The organism is Enterobacter sp. 2VL, from assembly GCF_005503595.1.
GTDB lineage: Bacteria > Pseudomonadota > Gammaproteobacteria > Enterobacterales > Enterobacteriaceae > Enterobacter > Enterobacter cancerogenus.
On sequence record NZ_SCNE01000003.1, the window covers coordinates 211,587 to 229,498 of the forward strand.

Annotated in this window: 15 protein-coding genes; 5 read left to right on the plus strand and 10 right to left on the minus strand. The window is 56.2% G+C overall.

What is annotated here, in order from left to right; genetic code table 11:
* Both cdd and sanA read left to right on the plus strand, forming a co-directional pair.
* A complete protein-coding gene (gene cdd / locus FFS28_RS09215) occupies positions 1–885 on the plus strand; it encodes a cytidine deaminase (RefSeq protein WP_102890473.1) in 885 nt (294 codons plus the stop codon).
* Positions 886–1,012: 127 nt separating this feature from the next.
* A complete protein-coding gene (gene sanA, locus FFS28_RS09220) occupies positions 1,013–1,726 on the plus strand; it encodes an outer membrane permeability protein SanA (protein WP_006176416.1) in 714 nt (237 codons plus the stop codon).
* Between the two features lie 105 nt (positions 1,727–1,831).
* Here the strand turns inward: sanA and mglC are convergent, their stop codons facing one another.
* The 7 genes from mglC to FFS28_RS09255 form a co-directional block, all read right to left on the minus strand.
* Complete coding sequence (mglC, locus tag FFS28_RS09225; RefSeq protein WP_006176417.1) at positions 1,832–2,842, minus strand: galactose/methyl galactoside ABC transporter permease MglC; 1,011 nt, start codon at positions 2,840–2,842, stop codon at positions 1,832–1,834.
* Between the two features lie 15 nt (positions 2,843–2,857).
* Positions 2,858–4,378, minus strand: coding sequence for a galactose/methyl galactoside ABC transporter ATP-binding protein MglA (gene mglA, locus FFS28_RS09230; protein ID WP_042320270.1), 1,521 nt, complete (start codon positions 4,376–4,378; stop codon positions 2,858–2,860).
* A 79-nt stretch (positions 4,379–4,457) separates the two neighbouring features.
* Complete coding sequence (mglB, locus tag FFS28_RS09235; RefSeq protein WP_137849389.1) at positions 4,458–5,456, minus strand: galactose/glucose ABC transporter substrate-binding protein MglB; 999 nt, start codon at positions 5,454–5,456, stop codon at positions 4,458–4,460.
* Positions 5,457–5,751: 295 nt separating this feature from the next.
* A complete protein-coding gene (gene galS, locus FFS28_RS09240) occupies positions 5,752–6,774 on the minus strand; it encodes an HTH-type transcriptional regulator GalS (RefSeq protein WP_137849390.1) in 1,023 nt (340 codons plus the stop codon).
* 155 nt (positions 6,775–6,929) lie between these two features.
* Positions 6,930–8,087 carry a DUF418 domain-containing protein YeiB gene (yeiB, locus tag FFS28_RS09245; protein ID WP_006176421.1) on the minus strand — a complete coding sequence of 386 codons (1,158 nt, stop codon included), beginning with the start codon at positions 8,085–8,087 and terminating at the stop codon, positions 6,930–6,932.
* An 18-nt stretch (positions 8,088–8,105) separates the two neighbouring features.
* Positions 8,106–8,774 carry a GTP cyclohydrolase I FolE gene (folE, locus tag FFS28_RS09250; protein WP_042320272.1) on the minus strand — a complete coding sequence of 223 codons (669 nt, stop codon included), beginning with the start codon at positions 8,772–8,774 and terminating at the stop codon, positions 8,106–8,108.
* Positions 8,775–8,877: 103 nt separating this feature from the next.
* Positions 8,878–10,026: a YbfB/YjiJ family MFS transporter gene (locus FFS28_RS09255; protein WP_102890471.1), complete on the minus strand. Its 1,149-nt coding sequence runs from the start codon at positions 10,024–10,026 to the stop codon at positions 8,878–8,880.
* A 137-nt stretch (positions 10,027–10,163) separates the two neighbouring features.
* Here FFS28_RS09255 and fghA point away from each other — a divergent pair, with 137 nt between their 5' ends.
* Positions 10,164–10,991 carry an S-formylglutathione hydrolase gene (gene fghA / locus FFS28_RS09260; RefSeq protein WP_137849391.1) on the plus strand — a complete coding sequence of 276 codons (828 nt, stop codon included), beginning with the start codon at positions 10,164–10,166 and terminating at the stop codon, positions 10,989–10,991.
* Positions 10,992–11,092: 101 nt separating this feature from the next.
* On the opposite strand, the gene cirA is transcribed toward fghA, so the two are convergent.
* The 3 genes from cirA to yieE all read right to left on the minus strand — a co-directional run bounded on the left by cirA (position 11,093) and on the right by yieE (position 15,807).
* Positions 11,093–13,063, minus strand: coding sequence for a catecholate siderophore receptor CirA (gene cirA / locus FFS28_RS09270; protein ID WP_137849392.1), 1,971 nt, complete (start codon positions 13,061–13,063; stop codon positions 11,093–11,095).
* A gap of 227 nt (positions 13,064–13,290) precedes the next feature.
* Positions 13,291–14,760: an amino acid permease gene (locus FFS28_RS09275; RefSeq protein ID WP_137849393.1), complete on the minus strand. Its 1,470-nt coding sequence runs from the start codon at positions 14,758–14,760 to the stop codon at positions 13,291–13,293.
* Between the two features lie 180 nt (positions 14,761–14,940).
* Positions 14,941–15,807, minus strand: coding sequence for a DNA-binding transcriptional regulator YeiE (gene yieE, locus FFS28_RS09280; protein ID WP_006176427.1), 867 nt, complete (start codon positions 15,805–15,807; stop codon positions 14,941–14,943).
* Positions 15,808–15,904: 97 nt separating this feature from the next.
* On the opposite strand from yieE, the gene FFS28_RS09285 reads away from it, so the two are divergent.
* Positions 15,905–16,951, plus strand: a complete 1,047-nt coding sequence (locus FFS28_RS09285; protein WP_137849394.1) for a YeiH family protein — start codon at positions 15,905–15,907, stop codon at positions 16,949–16,951.
* Between the two features lie 64 nt (positions 16,952–17,015).
* Positions 17,016–17,873 carry a deoxyribonuclease IV gene (nfo, locus tag FFS28_RS09290; RefSeq protein WP_088208082.1) on the plus strand — a complete coding sequence of 286 codons (858 nt, stop codon included), beginning with the start codon at positions 17,016–17,018 and terminating at the stop codon, positions 17,871–17,873.
* Positions 17,874–17,912 lie beyond the last annotated feature (39 nt).

Here is a 17,912-nt window from a genome sequence, read left to right on the forward strand (position 1 = left end):
ATGCACCCACGTTTTCAAACAGCTTTCGCCCAGCTTGCAGAGAATTTGCAATCAGCCCTGGCCCCGGTTCTGGCGGATACGCATTTCCCCGCCCTGCTGACGGCGGAGCAGGTCACGACGCTTAAACAAGCCACGGGACTGGACGAAGACGAACTGGCTTTTGCACTGCTGCCGCTGGCTGCCGCCTGCGCCCGCGCCGACCTCTCCCACTTCAACGTTGGCGCCATCGCGCGCGGCGTCAGCGGCGTCTGGTACTTCGGCGGGAACATGGAGTTCCTCGGGGCCACCATGCAGCAAACCGTTCACGCTGAACAGAGCGCCATCAGCCACGCCTGGCTGCGCGGTGAAAAGGGCCTGCGCGCGATCACCGTCAACTACACCCCCTGCGGCCACTGCCGTCAGTTTATGAACGAGCTGAACAGCGGGCTTGAGCTGCGCATCAATCTGCCGGGCCGTGAGCCGCATACGCTGGGCGATTACCTGCCAGATGCGTTTGGCCCGAAAGATCTGGAGATCAAAACGCTGCTGATGGACGCGCAGAACCACGGTTTCGCCCTCTCCGGTGATGAGCTGAGCGAAGCGGCGATTGCCGCTGCTAACATGAGCCACACCCCTTACAGCACATCGCCAAGCGGCGTGGCGCTTCAGTGTCGTGACGGGCGCATCTTCACCGGCAGCTACGCAGAGAACGCCGCGTTTAACCCGACGCTGCCGCCGTTGCAGGGCGCGCTCAACCTCCTGAGCCTCAACGGCTACGACTACCCGGACATCCAGCGCGCGATCCTCGCAGAAAAAGCCGATGCGCCGCTGATCCAGTGGGACGCTACCGCCGCCACCCTGAAGGCGCTCGGCTGCTCGACAATCGACCGCGTACTGTTGGCGTAATGTTGACGGCGGGCAGAAAAGCCCGCCCGTTTGCTGAAAAACCCCTCAGTTGATTCACCGTTTCTTGCGCTAACCAGGCGGGTAAAGTAGCCTGAGTTAAATTTCACCTTCGGTACGAGCCATCTTCATGTTAAAGCGCGTTTTTTACAGCCTGTCTGTCCTGGTCGGCATACTGCTGTTGGTCGTGCTTGGCCTTGACCGCTGGATGAGCTGGAAAACCGCCCCCTACATCTTTGACGATTTGCAGGATCTCCCCTATCGCCAGGTCGGCGTGGTGCTCGGCACGGCCAAGTACTATCGCACCGGGGTTATTAACCAGTATTACCGTTACCGTATTCAGGGTGCGCTGAACGCCTATAACAGCGGCAAGGTGAACTACCTGCTGCTGAGCGGGGATAACGCCCAGCAAAGCTATAACGAACCGGTGACGATGCGTAAGGATCTGATTGCCGGCGGCGTTGACCCGGCGGATATCGTGCTCGATTATGCCGGCTTCCGCACGCTGGACTCCATTGTGCGCACCCGCAAAGTCTTCGACACCAACGACTTCATCATCATCACCCAGCGCTTCCACTGCGAGCGTGCGCTGTTTATCGCGTTGCATATGGGCATTCAGGCCCAGTGCTACGCCGTACCGTCGCCAAAAGATATGCTCAGCGTGCGCGTGCGTGAGTTTGGCGCTCGCTTCGGTGCTCTGGCTGACCTCTACATCTTTAAACGCGAACCGCGCTTTTTAGGCCCGCTGGTGCCGATCCCAACGATGCATGAAGTGCCGGAAGATGCGCAGGGATACCCGGCAGTACGACCGGAGCAGCTGCTGGAGTTGCAGAAGAAACGCTAAACCCCGTCGGGTGGCGGCTTCGCCTTACCCGACCTGCCATCACGATTTTGTAGGCCCGGTAAAAAAAAGCCCGCTACATGAGCGGGCTTTTTCACATCACTTCTCTTATTTCTTACGCGCGTATTTCAGGGAGTCCAGCGCTACCGCGAAGATGATAATCGCGCCCTTGATAATGTACTGCCAGTAAGGGTTCACGCCGATATAGGTCAGACCGTAGTTGATCACGGTGAAGATGATCACACCGGTTACCACGCCGATGACGGTACCGACACCGCCGCTGAAGGAGACGCCGCCGACCACGCAGGCCGCAATCGCATCCAGCTCATACATAAAGCCGAGGTTGTTGGTGGCAGAGCCGATACGCCCCGCTTCCAGCATCCCGCCAAACGCGTAGAACACGCCGGACAGGGCATAGATCATCAGCAGGTTCAGCGCCACGTTCACGCCAGAAACTTTCGCCGCTTCCGGGTTCCCGCCGATGGCGAAGATGTTCTTACCGAAGCGCGTTTTGTTCCACAGCACCCAGACGAAGGCCACCGCAATCAGCGCATAGAAGGTGATGTACGACAGGCGGAAGCTGCCCATCGCAATAAACCCTTGCGTGAAGGTCGAGAAGCCGCTGTCGAAGCCCGAAATGGGGGAAGCGCCAACAAAGTCGTAATAAAGGGAGTTGATACCGTAAACGATGATCATCGTACCCAGGGTGGTGATAAACGGCGTCACGTTCAGGTAAGCGATGATGATACCGTTAATCAGGCCGATGATTGCCCCGATGGCGCAGACAATCAGGATCACCACGAAAATCGGCATGGTTGCCATTTCCGGGAAGACCTTGTTGGCGTTTTCCATCGACTGCAGCAGCGTTGCCGCGATAACCGCCGCCAGGCCCACCTGACGCCCTGCCGACAGGTCTGTCCCCTGGGTGACGATAAGCCCCGCCACGCCCAGCGCGATGATAATACGCACGGAAGACTGGGTCAGAATGTTACTCAAGTTCAGCAGACTTAAGAACGTAGGGTCCTGGAAAATAATAATGGCCAGCAAGACTAAAAGAACAACGTAAATACCGCCTTCTTTCAGGTAAGTGAGAAAACTTTTTTTATTTAACGCACTCATGAGGAGCCCCTGATCTTAAAGGTGCAAAGACGCAAGACGTAAAATTTCGTTTTGCGTTGTCGTTTTGGTGTCAACAATTCCGGCAACGAGACCATTGCTCATAACCAGAATACGATCTGTGATCCCTAACAATTCCGGCATTTCGGAAGAAATAATAATGATCCCTTTATTCTTTTTCGCCAGCTCAGCGATCAGCTGATAAATCTCAAACTTTGCACCCACATCGATACCGCGGGTGGGTTCGTCCAGCATCAGAATTTCTGGCTGAGTCAATAACCAACGACCAATAATCACCTTCTGCTGGTTACCACCGGAAAGCGAACCGATTTGCGTACGGTGGCCCGGCGTTTTCACGCGCATGGAGTCAATAACCCACTGGGTATCGCTTTTCATGCGGGAATTATCCAGCAGACCGATTTTACTTTTGTAGTTACGGATATTGGAGATCAGCGAGTTAAAATTAATATCCAGATAAGCATAAATGCCGGTTGAGCGACGCTCTTCCGTCACCAGCGCAAAGCCGTGATTAATAGCTTCGTTGGCGTTGTGGTTATTAATTTTTTTGCCGTGCAGCGTAATAGTGCCGCCGGATTTTTCGCGAATACCAAACAGCGTTTCCACAATATCGGTGCGCTTGGCGCCGACCAGGCCCGCGATCCCCAGAATTTCGCCTTTATGCAGATCGAACGACACGTCACGAATCGACGGCTGGCGCAGCGAGGTGAGGTTACGCACCTCAAGGATCACTTCGCCCGGCGTGTTCTCTTTGTCCGGGAAGCGCTGGTTCAGGGAGCGGCCCACCATCATGGCGATGATTTTGTCCATGTCCAGCCCTTCCAGCGGCTGGGTGGCAATCCACTGGCCGTCGCGCAGGATGGTAATTTCGTCGCACAGTTGGAAGATCTCTTCCATTTTATGCGAGATATAGACAATACCGCAGCCGCGGTCTTTCAACTTACGAATAATGGTAAAAAGGTGGTTAACCTCTTTTTCCGTTAAGGAAGAAGTGGGTTCGTCCATAATGACGATTTTGGCGTCATAGGAGAATGCTTTCGCAATTTCGATCATCTGCATCTGGGAAACGGATAATGTTCCCACGCGGGCGCGCGGATCGATATCAATATCCAGCTCGTCGAATATGGCTTTGGTGTCGCGATACATTTTATCCTGATCGACAAATACACCTTTGGTGGGATAGCGGCCCAGCCACATATTATCCATTACCGACCGTTGCAGTACCAGGTTCAGTTCCTGGTGAACCATTGAGATACCGTTTTCCAGCGCCTCTTTCGCCGAATGGAAATCGATCTCTTTCCCCTGAAAAAGAATGCTGCCAGAATCTTTTTGATAGATCCCAAAAAGACATTTTAATAACGTTGATTTACCCGCACCGTTCTCCCCCATCAGGGCATGAATAGAGTGAGGACGCACTTTTAAATTAACGTTATCGAGTGCCTTAACGCCGGGAAATGACTTGTTGATACCGCTCATTTCCAACAGGTATTCACCGGACGACTGAGTAGTTGTGCTGACCATAATTATACCTTGTTGGCCTCGCATAGCGCGTTATAAATGGGCGCAACGAATTGCGCCCAGTGGAGACAGGTTAACTCACTTATTTACCGAGAAACTCAGCCAGGTTGGACTGGTCTACGCCCACGTAAGGTACGCGAACGATTTTGTTTTCAATTTTCCAGTTGGTACCATCAGCGGCACCTTTACCGTCGGCCAGGTTTTTCGCCAGATCGAAGGTGGCTTTCGCCTGGTTGTTGGCATCGTTCAGCACGGTACCGGCCATCGCGCCAGATTTCACCAGCGCCAGCGCTTCTGGCAGAGCATCCACGCCGAACACCGGAATGGAAGATTTGTTGTGTGCTTTCAGCGCTTCTACCGCGCCCATTGCCATCGCATCGTTGTTGGCGATAACCACTTCGATTTTGTTGGCGTTCGGACCAGAGAGCCACGCGTCCATCTTATCTTTCGCCTGAGCGGTGTCCCACATGGCGGTATCTAACGCCAGCTGCTGGGTTTTCAGACCTTTGTCGTTCAGCTCTTTGATAACGTAGGTGGTACGTGCTTCAGCATCCGGGTGGCCCGGTTCGCCTTTCAGCAGAACGAACTGAATCTGACTGTCTTTGTTCAGATCCCAGTTCGGGTTTGCCGCCCAGTGTTTAGCAATCAGGTCGCCCTGGATAATACCGGACTCTTTGGAGTCAGTCCCGACGTAAAACGCTTTGTCATAGCTGTCCAGCGCTTTACGGGAAGGTTCTTTGTTGAAGAAGACGATTGGCACGTTCTGGCCGCGCGCTTTCTCAATTACCGTGCCTGCTGCAGCCGGGTCAACCAGGTTGATTGCCAGCGCTTTCACGCCTTTTGCCAGCAGCACGTCAATCTGATCGTTCTGTTTGGACTGGTCGTTCTGGGAATCATTCATCAGCAGCTGAACATCTGGCGCTGCCTTGGCATCTTTTTCAATTGCTTTACGCACAACAGACATGAAGTTGTCGTCGTATTTATAAATGGTCACGCCAATACGGGTATCCGCAGCGTGTGCAGCTGCACCAAAAAGCATGCTTGCCATTACAGCAGACAGAGTCAACACCTTCTTATTCATGGTATCTCCGGTTTTTTTTATGCAGGGTAGTTCTTGTGAATAACGGTCGGCGGGCAGATGTTAAATAAACGTTACTGGCAGCCGAAGTTCACTGATAAACTTTCTCTCTTCCGTGATCGGTAAGGCTCCAGAAATGCGTTTTTTTAGATGTTTACGGCACGTTTGCTATGGTCAAAGTGAATAATCACCGTTACATAGCGTTTCAGCCCCTAAAACGCTGACATCATAGTCAGCGGCTTGTTAAGATACTGTGAATTTACTCACAGATTGAAAACGGTTACATCACTCTGTGTAATCAGTTAGTGATCGGAGCCACAATTTGCCGAATGGATACCGAATGACGACGCACTAAAGTCGGCATGAAACAGTGGGTTGCACCCGCATCAAGCATGCCTGCTGCGCCCTGTAACGCCAGCTCCGTCGCCAGTTTTGCCATGGAGGCAATGGGGTAGCGAACCGTAGTCAACTGCGGGTCGGTGTAACGCGCGATGGGAATATCATCAAATCCTATCAGCGATAAATGCTGCGGCACCGCAATACCGTTGTCCTTCAGGGCGGTCAGCGCCCCCGCCGCCATGCTGTCGTTATAGGCAAAGACGGCAGAGAGCTGAAGATTTCGTCCCAGCAGCTCGACCATCGCGGCCTCGCCTCCCTGCATGTCCGGCGTACCCGTGCCGATCCAGCTGTCCAGCGGGACAATGCCCTGCTCTTTCAGCGCGTTTTGCCACCCTTCCCGACGCATATCGTCATCTTCAATGTGATGGCTGGAAGCAAGGTAACCGACGCGCTGATGGCCGTTGTTTATCAGCATCCGCGTCGCCATCATTGCGCCGCTGACGTTATCCAGCCCGACGCAGCGATGGGCATAGCCAGAGACAATCCGGTTGATCAGCACCATGCCGGGGATCTGCTCCATAAACCCGGCCAGCTCCTCATCGCTGAGCGCTTTTGAGTGCACGATTAAGGCGTTACAGCGCTGGCGGATCAGCACCTCAATGGCATAGCGCTCTTTTTCCGCCTCGTGATAGCTGTTGCCAATCAGCACGTACTTCTGATGCTGCTGCGCGACAACGTCCACCGCTTTGACCAGTGCACCAAAAAAAGCATCTGACACATCCATCACCACCACGCCAATGGTGTCGCTGACCTGGGTCGCGAGCGCCTGAGCATTGGCATTGGGTCGGTACCCCAGTTGGGTGACGGCTTTTACAACGGCTTCACGCGTTTCAGGGCTGACCAGCGCACTGTTGTTCAGCACGCGAGAGACGGTCGCTACGGAAACGCCCGCCAGACGGGCAACGTCACGAATGGTGATCATGTTCACCATCCTTCAAAGGATTGCAGCAACTCACAGACACCCCCTGTGTTTAGCAAGGAGGCTATTCTGGCAGCGAGCGGAAGGGGACTACGTGAAGAAGGTCACACAGATGAAAACGCTTACATCCGTTTTGTTAATGATTGTGATCCAGATCGTTATCTGGTTGTATTACTCAATGATACACCCGACGCAAGTGCGGTTAATTGACGCCATACCCACTCCAGCGGTCCCTGGCGGAAATAGCGCAGCCAGATAACGGAAAACGCCAGGTTCACGGCCCAGACCGGGATAACGAATGCCAGGAGCGTCAACCGGTCGAATTTCATAAACAGGCCAAATCGATAGAACAGCGTGGTGCAAATCAGCGTCTGAAGGAGGTAGTTGCTGAGCGCCATGCGGCCTACGCAGGCCACGGCGCTGACGATCCACAGCCGGCTAAGCTGTGGCCAGAAACCGTAGATCAGCGCCGCATAGCCGATGGTCTGAAACGGCGCGCTCAGCTCACGTGGAGCCTGAAGCAGGAAGGCACACCAGCGGTAGTTCCACGACAGATGCCACTGCATCACGACCGCCGGGAGATTGATCAGCAGGCCAAGCAGCACCAGCCCTGCCCCTGTCAGACGATAATGACGTGGGCTGAATTCGCCTTTCAGCCAGCCGGTGCGCATCAGCGACGCGCCCATCAGCATCATTCCCGCCAGCTGCCAGCCGTACTGTGCGCCCAGCGCAATGAGATTGTCGCCCAACATATCCGCGCGATTGCTTATCGCCTCGGTGCCGCCTTTAAGCTTCCAGAACTGCTCGTACTGAAGGTGAGCCGCGTCCGGGATCCACGCGCGGTTGGTTGAATCGCCCGAAATAAGACCGAGCAGCACCAGCACGCCCAGCCCCATGACGTACAGCATCACGCCGGTGTTAAACAGGCTTTTTACGCTGGGCGCATCGCGAATCAAGCGCCAGCAGATTAGCCCCACCAGCCCGTACGCCAGCAGAATATCGCCGTCCCAAAAGAACAACCCATGGATAAAGCCGAGTATAACCAGCAGCGTCAGGCGCGCCTGGATCCAGCGCGTGCCGCGCCTGAGCAACAGCTGAAGGCCCGCGCCAAACAGCAGGGCAAACAGCGTCAGGAATTTGACCTGGGCGAAGAGATCGAGCACCGCCCAGGTCCAGGCATCGCTGCGAGCGATCTCGCCATACCAGGCCGGATTGAGGTAGGCCGCCTTCGGCAAACCGAAGGCGTTAATATTGAGCAGCAGGATACCGAGAATGGCGACGCCGCGAACAAAATCGAGCGTGACGTTTCGCTCCATGGTTCCTGCCCTGCCTGATTAGTTGTGGTGACGCACGGCGCGCAGAAACTCCTGGCGGGTATTCTGGCTGGATTTAAACAGGCCACCGAGCGAGGTGGTGGTGGTCGCGCTGGTGGCGTCACGCACGCCGCGCGCCTTAACGCAGTAATGCACCGCGTCGATAGAGACGGCCACGTTGTTGGTGCCCAGCAGAGTCTGCAGCGCGGTAAGGATCTGCTGCGTCAGACGCTCCTGCACCTGCGGGCGCTGGGAGAAGAACTGCACGATGCGGTTAATCTTGGACAGACCAATCACCGTGTCTTTCGGGATGTACGCCACGGTCGCCTTGCCGTCGATGGTTACGAAGTGGTGCTCGCAGGTGCTGGTCAGGGTGATGTCGCGCACCGTCACCATTTCATCAACCTTCATCTTATTTTCGATGACGGTGATTTTAGGGAAATTGGCGTAATCGAGGCCGGAGAAAATCTCGTCGACGTACATCTTCGCGATGCGGTGCGGCGTCTCCATCAGACTGTCGTCGCTCAGGTCGAGATTCAGCAGTTGCATGATCTCGGTCATGTGCCCGGAAATCAGACGCTTGCGGGTTTCATTATCCAGCTCCTGAACCGGCGGGCGCAGTGGCGTTTCAAGACCGCGCGCAACCAGGGCTTCATGGACCAGGGCAGCTTCTTTACTGAGTGATGACATTTTTTTCTCCTGCAGGTGTGTCTTCCTTCTGCCCTCGTTGTGGCAAAAGTGTGCGCTCATTGTGCGTGAGGTGACGCACATAATCCAGTATTCACGATGATAATTATTGCAATTGCCGCTGCCTTTCGGCCTGACGGTTCCACACCAGCGCACCGCCAATGAACAAGGCGACCCCGGCCAGCCCCAGAGCAGGCTCCAGCTGATGGGTCAGCCAGGTGGAAATAGCGGAGGTGACCGGGCCAATCAATTGACCGATTGCATAGCCCGTGGTCAGCAGCCCCGCCATATAGCGCGTATGGTTCGGCGCCAGCTCGCGTCCATAGAGTAAGGAAAGCTGAACCGCACACAGGAAGCCGCCGCCCACCAGCAATCCGCCCATCAGCAGCCCGCTAAGTCCGGGTAACAGCCAGGCCGCCAGCACGCCTGCGCCCTGCAGCCACAGGACGATGGCCAGCCTGCGGTTCGAGGTGGAGAGATGACGCAGGGCGATACTGAGCGCAATGCCCAGCACGGCGGCAGCACCAAACAGCGGCCAGACAAACTGCGCGAAGACGCTGCCGGGGAATCGCACGGCCGCCATTTGCGAGAGAAAGGTCGCTGGCAGGATGTAACCGAATCCCGCCAGGCTGTAGCTCCAGACCAGCCGTTTCAAATCCGTGGTCAACGTGAGTGGCTCAGGCGCCGTGCCGGGTCGATGGAGTTGACCCGCACGCGGCAGATACCGCGCCACCAGCGCGATAAGCACCAGCGCCAGCACGCCATAGATTTGCCAGGCCGCCCCTGCCGACAGCCCCTTCGCCTGAATATAGACCGCCAGCAGTCCGCTCAGCGCGATACCCGCCCCCGGCCCGGCGAAGACCGCCGCGCTCAGGCCCGGCTTACCCAACTGGCCCAGACGCTCGTTGGTCCAGGCGGCAATCAGCACCATTGACCAGCCGCTCATGCAGCCGATAACAAAGCGCAGCAGTCCGTGGACGAGCGCATTATCCGCGGCGGCGGAAAGGAGCGTCAGCGCAACCGCGCCGGCCATGCCCAACCAGAGACGCGTTTCCACGAAGCGATGGGCGCGCATGGCATCCCAGGCCCCTACCAGATAGCCCAGGTAGTTCATCGCCGCCACCAGCCCCGCGCTGGTCAGCGTGAGTTGCCCGGCGGCAATCATCAGCGGCACCTGAGGCGTAAAGGCAAACCGCCCGATGCCCATGGCAACCACCAGAACCACAAATCCGCTGAGCGCGATACGCAGCGCCATGATCACTCCAGTTGTTAAAGAAAAGTAAATTTATGATGCAGTATCCCGCCGTGAAGCGGAAGTGAAAGTTACTCACAGGTCAATGAAAACTCTGTATTATGAGTTTGATGAATCGTTTTTCGTATAAGGAGCCCTGCATGGAACTGCTCGAAGAGCACCGTTGTTTTGAAGGTCGACAGCAGCGCTGGCGGCACGACTCCACCGTTCTGAACTGTGCTATGACGTTCAGCATTTTTCTGCCACCGACGGAAAATCCCCCCGTTCTGTTCTGGCTGTCAGGCCTGACCTGCAACGACGAAAACTTCACCACCAAAGCCGGGGCGCAGCGGGTCGCCGCTGAGCTGGGTATTGCACTGGTCATGCCGGACACCAGCCCGCGCGGTGACGAGGTTACCGACGATGCCGGCTACGATTTAGGCAAAGGCGCAGGCTTCTACCTCAATGCGACCCAACAGCCCTGGGCGAACCATTACCGCATGTACGATTACATCCGCGATGAACTGCCCGCGTTGATTCAGGCAGAGTTTGCGGTGAGCGAGCGTTGTGCAATTAGCGGTCACTCGATGGGCGGCCACGGCGCGCTGATCATGGCGCTGAAAAATCCGGGGAAATACACCAGCGTGTCGGCATTTGCGCCGATTGTGAACCCTTCTCAGGTGCCGTGGGGGCAAAAAGCCTTTACGCACTACCTGGGTGAGGACGCTGAACAATGGCAGGAATGGGACAGCTGTGCGCTGATGCTGGCGAGCGATTCGGCGGATGCGATCCCCACGCTCGTCGACCAGGGCGATGCGGATCAGTTCCTCGCCGGTCAGCTGCAGCCTGCGCTGCTGGCAGAGGCCGCACGTCAGAAAAACTGGCCGCTGACCCTGCGCATTCAGCCGGGGTACGATCACAGCTATTACTTTATGGCGTCCTTTATTGAGGATCATCTCCGCTTCCATGCGGCGCATTTAATGGGATAAGTGCGCCCTTTGTTGCCCGGTGGCGCTTCGCTTACCGGGCCTACAAATCCCTCGAATGTAGGCCGGGTAAGGCGCAGCCGCCACCCGGCATTAAAGCGACATCAGAACTTATAATCCACGCCCACAAAGTAGCGACGACCATCTTCCGTGTAGCTGTAATCGTCACGGCTGAGGTCTTTATCCAGCAGGTTCTGCACGCCCGCGCGCAGCTTAACGGCTTTCGTTGCCTGCCATGACGCACCCGTGTTCCACACGACATAGCCACCCGGCGTCGCGGCACCGCTGGTTAAGGCGCGTTTCTCGCCGGTATAGTTGCCCTGTACGTAAAACGCCCAGTCCTGCGTGGCTTTCCAGCCAACGGTTCCGTTTGCCGTATGGAACGGCAGTTCGGACAGCGGTTTGTTGCCGCCATTGCTGATATCGCGGCCATCGTTATAGGTGTAGTTCAGCGTGACTTTCCAGTCTTCCGCCACCGGGAATTTCAGTTCAGTTTCCACACCCCGGATGCGCGCCTTGTTAACGTTGTAATAGCGGAAAATAGGCTCGCCATCGGCGTTCAGACCAACATAGTTCGGGTAGCTTTGCGCCTGATCGACGTTAGCCGTACGGCTGATACTGATACGATCGTCTACGTCGTTCTGGAAGGTGGTGATGCTCGCCTGCACACCCTCTAACCAGCCCTCTTCCCCGCTATAGTAGAGACCGAGTTCGAAACTTTCGCTGGTCTCAGGCTTCAGATCCGGGTTACCGACAATCTCACACGCCCCGCGGCACGAGCCGGTGATCCAGTCCGGGCTAAGCTGCAGCAGAGACGGCGCTTTAAACGCGGTGGCCCAGCCCCCTTTCACCGTTACCGTATCCGTTGCGTTATAGACCAGATAGGCACGCGGGCTCCAGTGGTCGCCGTAGGTTTCGTGGTCATCCATACGAATACCGGTGGTCAGCGCCAGCGGCTCAAAGATGCGCCACTCGTCTTCCAGGAAGAGCGCGTACTGGCTTGCCGAGGTATTGCTGCTGGAGCCGCCCGTGAGGTTGACCGGATCTTTCAGCTTATCGTGACGCCACTCGCCGCCAAAGGTCAGCAACTGGTTGATTTCACCCAACGGCAGCACATATTTACCGTCAACAGCGTTGCTCTCGGAGGTAATCGCATTTGCGTTGCCGGGATTTTTGTTATCCACCTTCTCGCCATACACTTTCAGCTCGCTATTGCCCACGCCCCAGCGGCCATTGTGGCTCAGGGAGTAGTTCTGGCGCTCGAGACGGTTTTTATCGAGGGAGTCGGAATCGCGATCCTGGCGGTCGAAGCCGTAGCCCGCGGTGAAGTCGTGGTTCTCCGTTGGCGTCCAGGCGAACTCGACGTTGGCATCGCGGCTGGTGAACCCTTCAATACGCGGGGTTTCACCGGTGGAAGAGGTAGAAGATGATTGCTGGTCGTCTTTTTCGCGTTTGGACAGGCTGCCGTAGGCTTTCAGCCCCAGCACACCGTCCACCAGTGGACCGCTGGTATAGAACTGGCCGTTATAGGTATCACCGCGATCGCGATGTTCCTGAATGGTTGAATCCGCACTGAGGGTACCGGTCCATTTCTGGCCGATCTTTTTGGTAATGATGTTGACCACGCCGCCCAGCGCATCTGACCCGTAAAGCGAGGACATCGGCCCGCGCACCACTTCGATACGCTCAATGGCATCTACAGGCACCCAGTTCAGGTCGAAATCGTTATGGCGGAACACCGCGTTACGCGAACTCACGCGCTTACCGTCGATCAGGATCAGCGTATAGCTGCTGTCCAGCCCACGAATGCTGACGCCTTTACGGTTATCCCCTTCGTTAGTGAGCTGCACGCCCGGCACATCCTGTAACACATCTTTCAGGTTCTGAACCGGCTTACGCTTCAAATCTTCCTGGGTTATCACGCTGATACTGGCGGGCGCATCCTTCAGGTTTTGCTCAGTAGCCGAGGCCGTGACAACCAGCGTGTCGCCGGATTCCGCCGCTACAACAGGCAGTGCCAGGGACATAGCGGACGCACAAAGGCCTCCCCTGACGATGGGATTCAACCTAAACATTCCATATCTCCATGAGGTGAACACAACTAAATCAATGAATTATTGCTCGCAATGCCCATCATGCCGCCCACGTCTGTGGCGGGTCGGCTGGCACGTTATAATTTTTGATAACGATAAAGCAAACGATAACTATTATCAATTTAATTGTTAAAAATTATATCCGTTCTGCATACTGTGGAGATAAAAAAGCCCGCTCGAGTGAGCGGGCTGAAAGAGAGGAACTGCGGTTATTTTTTGAATCGTTCCGGGAAATCCATTTCGCTATAGCGAACGAAACGTGTGCCTTTCACCAGTTTGTAACCAAACCAGATCGCCAGGAACAGCGGAATGCCGATGTAGGTCGCCATCACGCCGCCCCAGTCGATGGTGTCAGACAGGAACGCCTCATAGTTCTGGCCAAGCGTAATGATCAGGCACAGAACAAAGGCAAAAATCGGCCCCAGCGGGAAGAACCCTGAGCGGTACGGCAGGTCATTGATGTCGTGCCCCTGCATCACGTAACCACGGCGGAAACGGTAGTGGCTGATGGCAATCCCCAGCCAGGCGATAAAGCCGGTCATACCCGAGGTGTTGAGCAGCCACAGGTAAACGGTCTGGTTACCGAACATCGAGGTCAGGAAGCAAAGGCCCGCGATTACCGTGGTTGCGTACAGCGCGTTACGCGGTACGCCGCCGCGAGAGAGTCTGGCGAAAATACGTGGCGCTTTACCGTCGCAGGCCAGGGTGTAGAGCATACGGGTAGAGGCGTACATCCCGGAGTTACCCGCAGAGAGCACGGCGGTCAGGATAACGGCGTTCATCACCGCTGCCGCCGAGAGCAGGCCAGCATGCTGGAAGACCAGGGTGAACGGGCTAACGCTGATGTCTTTCACGTCATTACGCAGCAGGCTCGGATCGGTATAAGGAATGATCAGGCTGATAATCAGAATGGCGAACACATAGAACAGCAGGATACGCCAGAACACCTGGCGCACCGCGCGCGGAATGTTCTTCTCCGGATCTTCAGATTCACCAGCCGCGATGCCGATAAGCTCGGTTCCCTGGAAGGAGAAGCCGACGATCATCGCCACGCCAATCATCGCCGAGAAGCCCCCGGCAAACGGCGCGTCGCCTATGGTCCAGTTGCTCCAGCCCGCCGGCTCTGCCCCTTTGAAAATGCCGACGATCATCGCCACACCGACGACGATAAAGATGATGACGGTCGTCACTTTGATCAGAGAGAACCAGTATTCCGCTTCACCGAAGCCGCGAACGGAGATGTAGTTCAGCAGGAAAATCACCGCAAGGAACAACGCACTCCAGATCCAGCCGGGCGTGTCCGGGAACCACCAGGTCATCACCAGCTGTGATGCCACCAGGTCAACGGCGATGGTTACCGCCCAGTTGTACCAGTAGTTCCAGCCCAGCGCGAAGCCGAAGCCTTCTTCAACATACTTTTGCCCGTAAGTGGAGAAGGAACCCGAGACCGGCATGTAAGCGGCCAGTTCGCCCAGACTGGTCATCAGGAAGTACACCATCAGGCCAATCAGGATATAAGAGAAGAGTGCCCCGCCCGGGCCTGCTGCCGAAATCGTTGCGCCAGAGGCAACGAAAAGACCTGTACCAATGGAGCCGCCAATGGCGATCATCGTCAGGTGACGCGCCTTGAGTTCGCGACGTAGCGCGGGCGCTTCTGTGGTTTTATTTTCTGAAACCATGTGAAAATGCTGTCCATTTATTAAATGAGGCGCGATTGTAGCAGACGATCCGCGTTCCTTCCGGCAGAAATCCCCAGTTATAAGAGAGCTTCATGACGCGGCCAGGATTATAAGTAAAGCATAAAAACAGGGGCTGAAAAGCGCGCCTGGCCCCGGTCAGCGAAGCGCCACCGGGGAGGGTTACATCTCGCAGTAGCGTAAAAAACGCTGCAACGAACTGGAAAGGTGTTTCTGACGATGATGGATGCACCACAGCGTGCGCACCAGTTTTGGCAGCGGAACAGGGATTTCAACCAGCGTACCCGCCTCAAGCTGTTCAGCAATCACCCGCCGCGAAAGACAGCTGATGCCCAGCCCGTGACGCACCGCATGTTTAATGGCTTCGGAATTTCCCAGCTCCATCCCCAGCTGAAACTGTGGCAGATGGGAGAGCAGCAGGTAATCCACGATTTCGCGCGTGCCGGACCCCTGCTCACGCAGGATCCACTGGGCCTGCGCCAGGCGCTCGAGCGTTACCTCGCCCTGTAATAACGACGAGGCTGGCGAAGCGAACACCACCAGCTCATCCTCCAGCCAGGGTTCAGCAATAATGTCGACGTTGTGGCACGGCCCTTCGATAAGACCAATGTCCACGCGAAAATCGATTACCGCATTGATCACGTCCTGACTGTTGCCGACGCTCATCTCCAGCGGCAAGGCCGGGAAGTCGCGGCGGTAGCGGGCAATGACCTCGGGTAGAATGTAGTTGCCGATGGTGCTGCTGGCGTAAACGCGGATCGCGCCGTTGTCCTCGCGGAACAGCTGTTCGATTTCCGTCGCCTGCTCCAGCAGCGCCAGCGCGCGCGGATATAAAAGCCGACCGTGTTCGTTCACCACCAGCCGCTTCCCTACCCTGTCGAAAAGCTGAACGCCCAGCTGCCCTTCGAGATCGGTTAACGCAGCGCTGACGGCAGACTGCGAAAGCGACAGCATTTGCGACGCCTGTGTCGTCGAGCCGCTTTTCAGCACTTCCGCAAACACTTCCAGCTGACGCAAAGTAATGTGCATGGTTGCTTACCACTTATAAAGATTGATTATAAATATATAATCAATTTTATTTTTAAGCCAGAGCGCCGTAACCTTTAGCCAGACAAAGGAGAAGGTTATGTCAGAAATCACCTTACAGCATCATCGTACATTGTGGCACTTCGTGCCGGGTCTTGCGCTCAGCGCCGTCATTACCGGCGTGGCGCTCTGGGGCGGCAGCATTCCGGCGGTGGCGGGCGCAGGCTTCAGCGCCTTAACGCTGGCCATTTTAATTGGCATGGTCGTCGGGAATACCGTTTACCCGCACATCTGGAAATCCTGCGACGGTGGGGTTATTTTCGCCAAGCAGCATCTTCTGCGGCTCGGGATTATTCTCTACGGCTTTCGCCTCACGTTTTCCCAGATTGCGGACGTGGGCGTGAGCGGCATCGTCATTGATGCCCTGACGCTGAGCAGCACCTTCTTGCTGGCGTGCTTTATCGGCCAGAAGATCTTCGGGCTGGATAAGCAAACCAGCTGGCTGATTGGCGCAGGCAGCAGCATCTGCGGCGCAGCAGCGGTGCTGGCAACGGAGCCGGTGGTGAAAGCAGAGGCCAGTAAAGTCACCGTCGCGGTGGCAACGGTCGTGATCTTCGGTACCCTGGCGATTTTCCTTTACCCGGCCATGTATCCGCTGCTGGTGCACTGGTTTAGCCCTGAAACTTACGGTATCTACATCGGCTCGACCATGCATGAAGTGGCGCAGGTTGTCGCGGCGGGTCACGCCATTAACCCGGATGCGGAAAACGCTGCGGTGATCGCCAAAATGCTGCGCGTGATGATGCTGGCTCCGTTCCTGATTTTCCTGGCCGCACGCGTTAAACAGCTGGCGCCCGCTGATGGCAACCAGAAGAGTAAAATCACGATCCCGTGGTTTGCGATCCTGTTCATCGTGGTGGCGATCTTTAACTCGTTCCATCTGCTGCCAAAAGCCGTGGTGGATATGCTGGTGACGCTCGATACCGTGCTGCTGGCAATGGCGATGGCGGCGCTGGGGGTTACCACCCACGTCAGCGCGCTGAAAAAAGCCGGGGCAAAACCGCTGCTGATGGCGCTGGTGCTGTTCATCTGGCTGATTGTTGGCGGTGGCGCGATTAACCTCGCGGTACACAGCCTGATGGCATAAACCACTACATCTTTCCCCTGTTAACCCGTTATCATACGCATTTCGGGTTAACAGGAATTCCCTTATGAAATATGTTGGAGCGCACGTTAGCGCTGCAGGCGGCCTGGCGAATGCCGCCATTCGCGCCGCAGAAATCGAGGCGACCGCTTTCGCCCTGTTCACCAAGAACCAGCGCCAGTGGCGTGCCGCACCGCTGACCACCGAAATGATTGATGAGTTCAAAGCCGCCTGCGAGAAATATCACTTCGGGCCGGGCCAGATCCTTCCCCACGACAGCTACCTCATTAACCTCGGCCATCCGGTTGAAGAGGCGCTGGAAAAATCCCGAGAAGCCTTCCTCGATGAAGTTCAGCGCTGCGAACAGCTCGGGCTGACGCTGCTGAATTTCCATCCGGGTAGCCATCTGAAGCAAATTGATGAAGACGCTTGTCTGGCGCGCATCGCTGAATCCATCAACATTACGCTGGACAAGACGCAGGGCGTGACGGCGGTGATTGAAAACACCGCCGGTCAGGGCAGCAACCTTGGCTTTAAGTTTGAACATCTGGCAGCGATTATCGACGGCGTGGAAGACAAAACCCGCGTGGGCGTGTGCATCGATACCTGCCACGCCTTTGCGGCGGGTTACGATCTGCGTACCACCGAGGCGTGTCAGCACACCTTCGATGAGTTCGAGCGCATCGTCGGCTTTCAGTACCTGCGCGGCATGCACCTAAACGATGCCAAAAGCGCCTTCGGCAGCCGGGTGGACCGTCACCACAGCCTGGGCGAAGGGAACATCGGTCACGATGCGTTCCGCTTTATCATGCAGGACCCGCGCTTCGACGGGATCCCGATGGTGCTGGAAACCATCAATCCCGATATCTGGGTCGAAGAGATTGCCTGGCTGAAAGCGCAGCAAACCGCCGAACAGGCGGCATAAAAAAAGCCGGGTGCTCATGCAACCCGGCTTTTTTTCATC

Coding starts and splice junctions, on each gene's coding strand:
- FFS28_RS09275 (WP_137849393.1), bottom strand. CDS start 14,760: ATGGTTTCAGAAAATAAAACCACAGAAGCGCCCGCGCTACGTCGCGAA.
- yeiB (WP_006176421.1), bottom strand. CDS start 8,087: ATGGAGCGAAACGTCACGCTCGATTTTGTTCGCGGCGTCGCCATTCTC.
- galS (WP_137849390.1), bottom strand. CDS start 6,774: ATGATCACCATTCGTGACGTTGCCCGTCTGGCGGGCGTTTCCGTAGCG.
- FFS28_RS09255 (WP_102890471.1), bottom strand. CDS start 10,026: ATGGCGCTGCGTATCGCGCTCAGCGGATTTGTGGTTCTGGTGGTTGCC.
- cdd (WP_102890473.1), top strand. CDS start 1: ATGCACCCACGTTTTCAAACAGCTTTCGCCCAGCTTGCAGAGAATTTG.
- mglB (WP_137849389.1), bottom strand. CDS start 5,456: ATGAATAAGAAGGTGTTGACTCTGTCTGCTGTAATGGCAAGCATGCTT.
- cirA (WP_137849392.1), bottom strand. CDS start 13,063: ATGTTTAGGTTGAATCCCATCGTCAGGGGAGGCCTTTGTGCGTCCGCT.
- mglA (WP_042320270.1), bottom strand. CDS start 4,378: ATGGTCAGCACAACTACTCAGTCGTCCGGTGAATACCTGTTGGAAATG.
- nfo (WP_088208082.1), top strand. CDS start 17,016: ATGAAATATGTTGGAGCGCACGTTAGCGCTGCAGGCGGCCTGGCGAAT.
- folE (WP_042320272.1), bottom strand. CDS start 8,774: ATGTCATCACTCAGTAAAGAAGCTGCCCTGGTCCATGAAGCCCTGGTT.
- fghA (WP_137849391.1), top strand. CDS start 10,164: ATGGAACTGCTCGAAGAGCACCGTTGTTTTGAAGGTCGACAGCAGCGC.
- FFS28_RS09285 (WP_137849394.1), top strand. CDS start 15,905: ATGTCAGAAATCACCTTACAGCATCATCGTACATTGTGGCACTTCGTG.
- sanA (WP_006176416.1), top strand. CDS start 1,013: ATGTTAAAGCGCGTTTTTTACAGCCTGTCTGTCCTGGTCGGCATACTG.
- mglC (WP_006176417.1), bottom strand. CDS start 2,842: ATGAGTGCGTTAAATAAAAAAAGTTTTCTCACTTACCTGAAAGAAGGC.
- yieE (WP_006176427.1), bottom strand. CDS start 15,807: ATGCACATTACTTTGCGTCAGCTGGAAGTGTTTGCGGAAGTGCTGAAA.